General features: G+C 39.9%; 9 protein-coding genes and 3 pseudogenes. 2 read left to right on the top strand and 10 right to left on the bottom strand.

The genetic code is table 11. The features are described from left to right. Positions 1-208: pseudogene (locus tag CBG25_RS13705) on the bottom strand (hypothetical protein); the annotation flags it as partial. A gap of 16 nt (positions 209-224) precedes the next feature. On the opposite strand from CBG25_RS13705, the pseudogene CBG25_RS13700 reads away from it, so the two are divergent. Together CBG25_RS13700 and yciH are read left to right on the top strand one after the other, a co-directional pair. Then, positions 225-596 (top strand): annotated as a pseudogene (locus tag CBG25_RS13700) (orotidine 5'-phosphate decarboxylase / HUMPS family protein); the annotation flags it as partial. Continuing rightward, positions 593-912: pseudogene (yciH, locus tag CBG25_RS13695) on the top strand (stress response translation initiation inhibitor YciH). The pseudogenes CBG25_RS13700 and yciH, both read left to right, overlap by 4 nt. Positions 913-971: 59 nt before the next feature. On the opposite strand, the gene osmB reads toward yciH, so the two are convergent. The 9 genes from osmB to rsxA form a co-directional block, all read right to left on the bottom strand. After that, on the bottom strand, positions 972-1,163 hold the full coding sequence (osmB, locus tag CBG25_RS13690) for an osmotically-inducible lipoprotein OsmB (protein WP_290607300.1): 192 nt from the start codon (positions 1,161-1,163) through the stop codon (positions 972-974). Positions 1,164-1,351: 188 nt separating this feature from the next. Next, positions 1,352-3,301, bottom strand: coding sequence for an exoribonuclease II (locus tag CBG25_RS13685; RefSeq protein ID WP_290607298.1), 1,950 nt, complete (start codon positions 3,299-3,301; stop codon positions 1,352-1,354). A 140-nt stretch (positions 3,302-3,441) separates the two neighbouring features. Next, positions 3,442-4,083 carry an endonuclease III gene (gene nth, locus CBG25_RS13680; protein WP_290607295.1) on the bottom strand — a complete coding sequence of 214 codons (642 nt, stop codon included), beginning with the start codon at positions 4,081-4,083 and terminating at the stop codon, positions 3,442-3,444. Further along, positions 4,076-4,810, bottom strand: a complete 735-nt coding sequence (locus CBG25_RS13675; protein WP_290607293.1) for an electron transport complex subunit E — start codon at positions 4,808-4,810, stop codon at positions 4,076-4,078. The genes nth and CBG25_RS13675 overlap by 8 nt, the downstream gene beginning before the upstream one ends. A 5-nt stretch (positions 4,811-4,815) precedes the next feature. After that, positions 4,816-5,442 (bottom strand): electron transport complex subunit RsxG, encoded by a 627-nt coding sequence (rsxG, locus tag CBG25_RS13670; RefSeq protein WP_290607291.1) that lies wholly within the window; start codon positions 5,440-5,442, stop codon positions 4,816-4,818. 9 nt (positions 5,443-5,451) lie between these two features. After that, positions 5,452-6,537 carry an electron transport complex subunit RsxD gene (gene rsxD / locus CBG25_RS13665; protein ID WP_290607289.1) on the bottom strand — a complete coding sequence of 362 codons (1,086 nt, stop codon included), beginning with the start codon at positions 6,535-6,537 and terminating at the stop codon, positions 5,452-5,454. Between the two features lie 26 nt (positions 6,538-6,563). After that, entirely contained in the window at positions 6,564-8,435 is a 1,872-nt protein-coding gene (rsxC, locus tag CBG25_RS13660) for an electron transport complex subunit RsxC (protein WP_290607287.1), read from the bottom strand. Beyond that, positions 8,428-9,042 (bottom strand): electron transport complex subunit RsxB, encoded by a 615-nt coding sequence (rsxB, locus tag CBG25_RS13655; protein ID WP_290607285.1) that lies wholly within the window; start codon positions 9,040-9,042, stop codon positions 8,428-8,430. The genes rsxC and rsxB overlap by 8 nt, the downstream gene beginning before the upstream one ends. Then, positions 9,042-9,623 (bottom strand): electron transport complex subunit RsxA, encoded by a 582-nt coding sequence (gene rsxA, locus CBG25_RS13650; protein ID WP_290607283.1) that lies wholly within the window; start codon positions 9,621-9,623, stop codon positions 9,042-9,044. The genes rsxB and rsxA overlap by 1 nt, the downstream gene beginning before the upstream one ends. Positions 9,624-9,989: the final 366 nt, after the last annotated feature.

The raw sequence follows: 9,989 nt of genomic DNA, 5'->3' as shown, positions 1-9,989 counted from the left end.
CATCCAAAATCTCTGTGACAATAAATGCCCTACGTTCACCAATTTGCTTGAGATAATCGCAAAGGGAAACAGAACCCTCCAAGATAGGTAGATTTTGCGCTTTGACAAACTTACGTTTGGTGTGAGAAGGCGATTCCAGTTTGCGAGTAAATACGGTCATAAAAGATCTGCGTTTAAAACGAATAAAGCAAATTTTAATCGATAACATGAGCTTTTGCGACAGCCTCTTGATTGCGGTTACCATATTAACCAGTATGGTACAAGCGGATCTGCACCAGATTGGTATTACACAACTGCCGGCTGATCGCGCCTTGCAGCTAGCAAAATTAGCCAAGGAGTGTGAGTTGAATGGTGTAGTCTGTTCAGCACATGAAGTAGCAACACTGAAATCAGCTTGTGGTAGCGATTTCTTATCAATTACGCCAGGCATTCGCCCCATTGGTGCAGAAGCTTATGATCAGCGGAGAATTATGACGCCAGAGCAGGCTATTAATGTTGGCGTTGATTATATGGTTATTGGTCGTCCTATTACCCATAGTGCCGATCCAGTGTTAACGCTGGCGCAAATTAATCGTTCAATTGGATGGATAAAATGAGTGACTCGCGTTTAGTTTATTCGACGGAAACTGGCAGAATAGTTGAAGTAGAAAAAAATCAGTGCCAACAAAAGGCGATGGTATAGTTCGTATCAGACGTGAAAGCTCAGGCCGAAAAGGCAAAGGCGTTTGCGTTATTACTGGCTTGGATTTGAATAAAGATCAATTAATGATGCTTGCTGCTGAATTAAAGAAAAAATGTGGTTCAGGCGGAGCAATTAAACAAGGCAATATTGAGATCCAGGGTGATAAACGCGAGCTTATTAAGCAATTATTAGAAGCTAAGGGAATGAAAGTTAAACTGGCCGGTGGTTAATCATATTTATAAATAAAGCCAGATAATTAACTGGCTCTATTATAGTTTGTTGGGCGCAACTATTTCTTACCTACTTGGTGACCAATTAGACCCCCAATAGCAGCACCACCTACCGTACCTAATCCACTACCTTCAGTCAGAATAGCACCACCTACTGCCCCTATGCCAGCACCGATAGCAGTGTTTTTGTCACGTTTTGACATATTAGAGCAGGCTGTAATAGACATGAGGGAAATGACAGATATTAACATCAGTAATGTGTGTTTTTTTGGATTTTTCATTCTTCTATCCTATTGATATGATCAATTAAATTCAAATTAACCCAGATAGCAACTTTTTTTAATCAGATTTTTCGGCAAGCTAAATGAAATTGAAAAAATAATAAAGCTGATATTCTGTACAGATAGCTTATTATCAGTAAGCTATCTGTGAAATGTCCTTAGGATACCAGTCGTGCAATAATATTGCGGGTTTCCATTCGAACTTCTTCAAGTTGAACATTAATCACATCGTTAAGTTTATAAGCAGCAACACCTTTAATAATTATAGCGCCTGCTTCTTGACTACACTGTATTTCTTCTCGTACAGAATGGATAAAAGGTGCCGGAATGAAGGCATTGGCGCCATTGTCGGTTAAACGGATCCGGAGCCCACCTCGCGTAATATCGGTTATTTCGGCAGCAAAAATAGTGTTAGTTTTGGCGAAAGGTTTTAGATAACGCGCATATAACCAGTCACCGACATCGCGTTCAGCTAAACGATTAGCGCGCTTGCGATCAGTAATTTTTGCCATCAAAGTTTCAGAAGGTTTTGTGATATTATGCTGCTCATTATTGATTATGGCTTTTAAAAAGCGGTGATTGATGATATCTGTATACTTGCGGATAGGGGATGTCCAGGTTGCATAGGCATCAAATCCCAAACCATAATGGGCAGCTGGCGTAGTTTTAATTTCAGCAAAAGCTTGAAAACGGCGTATTCGACTGTCTAGAAATTTAGTGGGTTGGCCATCTAATAAACGCCGTAAACGACAAAATCCTTCAAGTGTTAACAGTGTTTGGGCATTTTGTTCGATATCATGTTCTTGCAAAATGGCAACAACGTTATCAATTTGACTGGGTTCAAAGCCATTATGAACATTAAAAATACCGGTTGCTAATTTATCTTTTAATACTTTTGTTGCACAAAGGTTGGCTGCAATCATCGCTTCTTCGACGATACGGTTAGCAATCCGCCGTTTCTCTGCCAATATATTCGTGACATTACCATTCTCATCAAGTACAAAGCGATAATCAGGACGCTCTTTAAATACTAATGCATAAGTTAGGCGCCAGGAGGCCCGTTTTTCGCACATTTCATTGAGCAATAAAATTTGCTGTTTGATGATTTCATTTTCGGGATACCATTTATCTTGTTGCAGTTCTAGCCAGTCAGAGACATCATCGTATACCAATTTATTTTTTGATTCGACCCATGCCAGGCAAAATTGAATATTATCAGCCAATTGTCCATCTTGTTTAATATCAAATTGACAGACTAGTGCAGGGCGGCGCTCATTAGGACGCAGAGAACACAAATTATCCGATAATTCACGTGGCAACATCGGAATATTGAAGCCAGGTAGGTAATTGGTATAGCAACGTTGTTGGGCAATGGTATCTAACTCACTGTTTACCGGGATATAACTGGTAGGATCGGCAATAGCAACAAATAGACGCAATTGATCATCGCCAATACGCTCTATATAAAGCGCATCATCCATATCTTCGGTACTGGCACTGTCAATGGTAATAAAGTTGAGGTGAGTGAGATCATGGCGTTCCGCTGTCTGCTCCTCAATGGTAAAATTTTGCATTTCCGGCGCTTCGCGCTCTAATTGATGCCGACTCAATGTTACCCACCAAGGGGCAAAATGGTCATCGCCATGGGTAATATATTGGATTATTTCTGCTTGAAATCCGCCTTGATTTTTTAATGGATGACGACGGATTTCTGCTATTACCCAATCATCTTGCATCAAATCATTAGCTAGATGTTGCGCCGGACGACAAAAAATATTTTCTTTTAATACTGGGTGATCGGGTTTCACATAAAGCCGATTATCATTATTTCTTTTTTGAATACGTCCTACAAATCGGGTAAGAAAGGGCTCAATTAATTGTTCTGGTTCAACAATTTCACGATCTTTATTTGTGTGAATGGTGGCGATAATTCGATCACCATGCATTACTTTTTTCATTTGTGGTGGTGGAATGAAATAAGTTTTCGTTCCATCGACCTCAAGAAAACCAAAACCTTTTTCGGTACTTTTGACTATCCCTTCAACACGAGGCGTTTGGGCATGTAATTGCTGTTTTAGCTGCGCTAGCAGCGGGTTATCTTGAAACATACTATCCGTATTTGCGTCGTTAAATTAAAATTTACCCACATTTTGCTCAAGTTGAGTGCTATGGGCAAGCAGAATAATAATATTTGTCACTTCAATAAATGGCATATATAAAGTTGTCTTGAAAATCAGTTTGTTAATCGTTAGGTTGTGGGGTATTGTTTGTCGTTAAATTCACATAAATCTTCAATAATACAAGAGCCACAGCGTGGCTTTCTGGCAATACACGTGTAACGGCCGTGTAGTATAAACCAGTGGTGGCAATCAACTTTAAATTCAGTCGGCACTACTTTGATTAATTTTTGTTCAACCTCGATAACATTTTTACCTGGGGCAAAATTGGTGCGATTACAAACGCGAAAAATATGGGTATCAACAGCAATTGTTGGCCAGCCGAAGGCGGTGTTCAATACCACATTAGCAGTTTTGCGGCCGACACCGGGTAAGGACTCCAAGGCTTCGCGATTTTCCGGCACCAGGCCATTATATTTATCAATTAATATCTGACAGGTTTTAATAATATTTTCAGCTTTGGTATTAAATAAGCCAATTGTTTTGATGTAATGCTTTATTTCATCGATGCCTAGGGCTAGCATTTTTTCAGCGGTATTTGCAATCGGGTAGAGTTTTGCCGTTGCTTTATTGACACTAATATCGGTTGCTTGAGCGGAAAGTAATACAGAAATAAGTAATTCAAAAGGCGAATTAAAAACAAGCTCTGTTGTTGGTGTTGGATTGTTGTCACGTAAGCGAGTCAGGATGTCTATCCGCTTTTGTTTATTCATATTTTATTTGCTCTTGATCCTTGGCTAAATGATTTTTATTGGGGAAAGCCGCCGATTTTACCGCAGATTGCTGTTGTTTGTGACTAATATATTTTTTTACTTTTTCATCGATTAAATATTTACCTGCTAGCATCAAACCTAATCCAATGAAAGCCCCTGGGGGTAATATGGCTAATAAAAAGGGAGAATTAAGATGAATAACTTCAATACGTAATATTTTCGCCCATTCTCCTAACAGCAAATCTGCACCATCAAACAGCGTACCATTACCTAAAATTTCTCGCATGGCGCCTAAAAAAAACAGTGCTATCGTGGCACCCGCTCCCATCGCTAAGCCATCAATTGCTGAGTTATAGACATTATTTTTGGCGGCGTAAGCTTCAGCTCGCCCAATAACAATACAGTTAGTAACAATCAGCGGAATAAAAATACCTAAATATTGATATAAATCAACAGCATAGGCGTTAATTAACATCTGCACAGAGGAGACGACCGATGCGATAATCATTACATAGATTGGAATACGTATTTCGCTTGGGATCCAATGACGAAAAGTTGAGACGGTAATATTAGTGAAAAACAGCACTAATGTTGTCGCCAACCCCAATCCTAACGCATTGGTGGCTGTCGAAGAAACCGCTAGCAACGGGCACAGACCTAATAATTGAACCAATGCTGAATTGTTTTTCCATAATCCTTGGATAAAAAGTTTCTTAGTTTCATTCATGGTAATTAATTTGCGCATGCTGGATAAGTTGATAATTTTTGCGGCACCGACTGTATAAACCAGGCAGCACGCTTAGTGGCATTAATAACTGCTCTTGGCGTAATGGTGGCACCAGTAAATTGGTCAAAATCGCCGCCATCTTTTTTTACCGCCCAATGGGGACTATGTTCTGAGTCAATTTTTTTACCTGAGAAATAGTTGATCCAATTTGAAATACGAATATCAATTTTATCACCTAATCCAGGTGTTTCATGATGTTGAGTTACACGAACACCAAGCACTTTACCATGAAAATCGGCTGCGACTAGCAATTTTATTGCCCCTGAGTAACCATCCGGTGCGATACTTTCTATGATGGCAGCAATCGGTTTTCCCTCTTTTCTGGCAATATAGAGATGATGGGGCACTTCGCTACCTAATGCTTCATTTTTACTTACTAAGTAACACTCTTTGGTTAAATTATTATCATAAAATTCAGGAGCAATAATTTGATCAAACAGTTTTTGTTGTTGGATAAGTATCTGGTTATTAATGGTACTTTTGGTGATGGTATAAACCACTGCTGTCAGTCCAGTGGTAGCGGCAGCAAAAACAGCCAATATCAAGCCATGATGTCTAATGGATTTTAACATAACCACTCCTTATTTATGGCCATAAACACGCGGCTGGCTATAGTGATCAATGAGCGGTACAGCGATATTGGCCAGTAATACCGCAAAAGCAACAGCATCAGGATAACCACCATAAACGCGAATGATCCAAATTAATAATCCAATCATTGCACCATAAATAAGACGACCACGCGGTGTAGTTGCCGCCGTAACTGGATCGGTGGCGATAAAAAAGGCACCAAGCATGGTTGCTCCTGAAAAGAGATGTATCATAGGAGAAGCGTATTGTGATGGCATATTAAGCCAGCTCAATAATGAGCAGAATATTAGCGCGGTTAAAAATGCCAGCGGGATTTGCCAGCTGATTATTCGGCGATAAAGCATAATAATGCCACCAAACAGATAAGCAATATTAACCCATTGCCAACCGATGCCAGCTAAAGAACCTTGTAAAATAGGTTGTTGCAGTATTTGGCTAATTGAGTGTGTTAGTAAACCCGTTTTAAAGCTATCGAGTGGTGTCGCTTGAGTTACACCATCAAAACCTAACGTTAATTGGTTTAAAGTTGCTCCTGTATCGGTATGGCCGGAAAAAATGACTTGTAGGCTAGCTAAAGTATCGGCATGAATCGATTGAAGCTCTGTCGGCGGTAACCAACTGGTCATTTGAACAGGAAATGAGATCAATAATACCACATAACCTACCATGGCTGGATTAAATGGATTTTGGCCTAATCCGCCATAGATGTGTTTAGCTATTAATATGGCAAAGGCCGTACCTAAAACTACCAGCCACCAGGGTGATAATGGTGGAATACTAATAGCCAATAATAAGGCGGTTACTAAAGCGGAATTATCTTTTAAATGGGTTATAACCGGTAATTTTCGTAGCTGCAAAGCTGCTGCCTCACAAATAAATGCGGTTATGATAGCGAGTAAAATTTGGTAAATCGTTCCACTACTAAAAAAGTAAATTTGGCAGGCGATACCGGGAATGGCAGCAATAACAACCCACAGCATGAGTTTACTGGTACTTTGTTTTTCATGTGTAAAGGGTGAAGTCGTCATTTTTAATCGGTTTACCCGACTATTAGTCGGTATTGGTCTGAATTTCATTTTTCAGCTCATATATTGTTCAATTATTAGGAAGTTTTACTCTGCGCATCACGTTTGGCTTTAGCCCGGGCAATAGCAGCGGCAACGGCCGCTTTACGTGGATCAACTGGCTGCGGCTCGCTTGTTGTTTCTGTTGCTACAACTGATTGGCTTTCTGCTGCTTTTTTCGCTTTGACGCGAGCAATAGCGGCGGCAACGGCCGCTTTGCGTGGATCAGCTGGCTGCGGCTCGTTTGTTGTTTCTGTTGCTACAGTTGATTGGCTTTCTGCTGATTGTCTGGCAGCTTGAATAGCGCGCAGTTGGGCTTTTCTAGCTTGACGCGCTTCAATCGCTGCTTGGTTATTCAATGGTTCAGTTCTACTATTGTCAGACTGATTTTTTTGTGCATTAATTCGCATTAATGCAGCATTAATTGCGGCTTTGTCGGTTGCTTCGGGCTTAACCGCCGCTTGATTATGCCGTTGCTGACGTAGAATTTTTTCTCGTTCAAGCCGTCTTTTTTTAGCCTCAAACCGTTGCTTAGCATCCGATGTACGTTGTTTTTCTTGAGTAATGGCTTTAATTTCTGCCTTTTCTTGTCGATAGTATTGAACCAGTGGAATATTACTTGGGCAAACATAAGCACAAGCACCACATTCTATGCAATCGGATAAATTATATTGTTCCGCTTTTTCATGCTCCTGTCCTCGACTAAACCAATAAAGCTGTTGTGGTAATACATTAGCTGGACAAGCTTGGGTACAAAGACCACAGCGAATGCAAGCTTCTTCAATATTAGGTTCACCGATTTCTGCTATGGTAGGAGCAAGGATACAGTTGCTAATTTTAACAATAGGAGTGGTTAAATCAGACAAAGTAAAGCCCATTAGTGGCCCTCCCATAATAACCATTTGCTCTGATTGTGGCACCAGACCGACCTGTTGTAATAGAAAATTGATCGGGGTACCCAAACGAACCCAATAATTACCAGGCTTTTGTATAGCATCGCCGGTTAATGTAACCACCCGTTCAATTAATGGTTCTCCATCGATAATGGCTCGTTTAATCGCAAACACAGTACCAATATTTTGCATCAATATACCCATGAACGAAGAGTGAACGCCGCTGGGTATCTCCTTGCCGGTTAATATCTTAGTTAATTGTTTAGCGCCGCCTGAAGGATACTTAGTTGGGATCACTCGTAATTTAATCATAGCTTGTTGGCCTAAAAGTGCTTCTTTTAAGGCGGCTATTGCTGCGGGCTTATTATCTTCAATACCAATCAGGACTTCTTTCGGTTTTAAAATATGTATCAGTATCAGTATACCTTTGATAATTTCATCCGCATGCTCCTGCATTAATCGATCATCGGCGGTTATATAAGGTTCACACTCTGCGGCATTGATAATCAACGTATTAATTAACTTATTGCTATTTTTCAACTTTGTTGCTGTCGGAAAGCCTGCGCCGCCTAATCCTGCTATACCGGCTTGTTCAATATGTGACAATAAGACTTTAGCAGAATATTGTAAGTAGTTGGGTAGAGGTTTGCGCTCACACCATTGATCTTTACTATCGGGCTGTAACCGAATACAAAGCTCTTTTAGGCCGGAGGGGTGTGCGGTTATATGTGGAGCTATGTCAGTAATAGTACCTGAAGTCGTAGCATGGACAGGGATCCGACGATCACAACCTTTAGTTAATGCCTGTCCTTTTAAAACATAGTCATTGGTTTTAACAATGATATCACCCGCTGAACCTACATGTTGCTGAATAGGAATAATCAATTCATCAGCTAAAGGGAGCGTAACTAACGGAACTTGACTTGATTGTATTTTCATTTCAGGTGGATGTATGCCACCTGAAAAAGACCAAATTTTTTCTTTATTTGACGTAAGTTTTTTGAAAAAGTTAAACATTTGCTTGCTCCTTGCTAGCAAATGTAATGGGCGGTGTTAAGTTCAGTGATGTAGTAATATTTTTTACTGGAATAGTGGTGAGATCCCATTTCCAGTTTTTGATGGTGGTTTTTATTGGTAGCATCGTAATACAGTCTGTTGGGCAAGGGGCAACACAAAGATCACAACCGGTACAGAGATCTTCTACCACTGTATGCATAGCGCGCGTTGCTCCAATAATTGCATCAACGGGGCAAGCCTGAATACATTTAGTGCAGCCAATACAGTTGGCTTCATCAATAAAAGCAACTTTTCGTTCTGGCGTTAATTTATCTTCATCAAGCGCTTGTGGCTCTACATTAAGTAATTCGGCAATTTTTAACATAGCTTGTTCGCCGCCGGGCGCGCACTTATTTATGGTTTCACCATTATTGGCAATTGCTTCGGCATAGGGGCGACAACCTGGATAGCCACATTGGCCACACTGACTTTGTGGTAGAATATAATCAATTTTTTCTACTATTGGATCGTCTTCCACTTTAAAGCGAAGAGCGGCAAATCCTAAAATAAGACCAAAAATAAGGCCAAATCCGGCAATAACACCGATTGCAATTAATAAAGTACTCATTAGAATTTTACCAAACCACTAAATCCCATAAATGCTAAAGACATTAGGCCGGCTGTAATGAGACCAATCGATGAACCGCGAAAGGGAGCCGGAACATTTGCCACTGCGATACGTTCACGGATAGCAGAAAATAGCACCATTACTAAAGAAAATCCTACTGCAGCAGCAAAACCGTAAACGGCAGATTGCAAAAAATTATGTGATTGATTGATATTCAATAAAGCGACACCAAGAACTGCACAGTTTGTGGTAATTAACGGTAAAAAAATACCTAAAAGACGGTATAGTGTCGGGCTGGTTTTGCGTACCACCATTTCAGTAAATTGAACAACAACAGCAATAACTAATATAAAGCTTAAAGTACGTAAATAGATTAAATCTAACGGTATTAGAACCAATGTATCCATGAGCCATGAACAGATGGATGCTATAGTCATCACAAATGTTGTAGCAAATCCCATACCAATAACGGTTTCTAGTTTTTTAGAAACCCCCATAAAAGGGCATAAGCCAAGAAATTTTACCAGCACAAAATTATTTACCAAAACGGTAGCGATAAATAATAAAAAATAATCTGTCATCTGAACGCCTAAATTTTTTATTTAGTCAGTCGAAGTTGTAAACCTAAATGGTCGGCTATGATAGCAACTGATAGTCATATAGGTTATCGATCTTGTGTGAAAGTCAATTTTAGTCAGTTAATGATTTTTAAGAAAATGAAAAATAGTGATTGCAGCTAAAAAATAAAAAGGTACGCTAAATAATATGCATCGGCTGGTCTGGTTGTAATATATGGTTTTAAGTTTGACATGTGATTGTTTTAGTTACCGTCTTGAAAGTCAACCTTAAACACTAAAAATAACCCATGGTTATATTCCGCTTCCTCGTCCGTTCGCTTGCTCTCGGACTCCGGTGAGCGGATAGAGTTAGCTTAGAGGAGGTTTTGT

It is taken from the genome of Arsenophonus sp. ENCA (assembly GCF_002287155.1).
GTDB lineage: Bacteria > Pseudomonadota > Gammaproteobacteria > Enterobacterales > Enterobacteriaceae > Arsenophonus > Arsenophonus nilaparvatae.
Note: the sequence above shows the minus strand (reverse complement) of the source record. Positions and strands in the feature narration are given on the sequence as shown.

Excerpts from the sequence above, each read along its gene's own strand:
- osmB (WP_290607300.1), bottom strand. The coding sequence starts at position 1,163 with ATGTTAATATCTGTCATTTCCCTCATGTCTATTACAGCCTGCTCTAAT.
- CBG25_RS13685 (WP_290607298.1), bottom strand. The coding sequence starts at position 3,301 with ATGTTTCAAGATAACCCGCTGCTAGCGCAGCTAAAACAGCAATTACAT.
- nth (WP_290607295.1), bottom strand. The coding sequence starts at position 4,083 with ATGAATAAACAAAAGCGGATAGACATCCTGACTCGCTTACGTGACAAC.
- CBG25_RS13675 (WP_290607293.1), bottom strand. The coding sequence starts at position 4,810 with ATGAATGAAACTAAGAAACTTTTTATCCAAGGATTATGGAAAAACAAT.
- rsxG (WP_290607291.1), bottom strand. The coding sequence starts at position 5,442 with ATGTTAAAATCCATTAGACATCATGGCTTGATATTGGCTGTTTTTGCT.
- rsxD (WP_290607289.1), bottom strand. The coding sequence starts at position 6,537 with ATGAAATTCAGACCAATACCGACTAATAGTCGGGTAAACCGATTAAAA.
- rsxC (WP_290607287.1), bottom strand. The coding sequence starts at position 8,435 with ATGTTTAACTTTTTCAAAAAACTTACGTCAAATAAAGAAAAAATTTGG.
- rsxB (WP_290607285.1), bottom strand. The coding sequence starts at position 9,042 with ATGAGTACTTTATTAATTGCAATCGGTGTTATTGCCGGATTTGGCCTT.
- rsxA (WP_290607283.1), bottom strand. The coding sequence starts at position 9,623 with ATGACAGATTATTTTTTATTATTTATCGCTACCGTTTTGGTAAATAAT.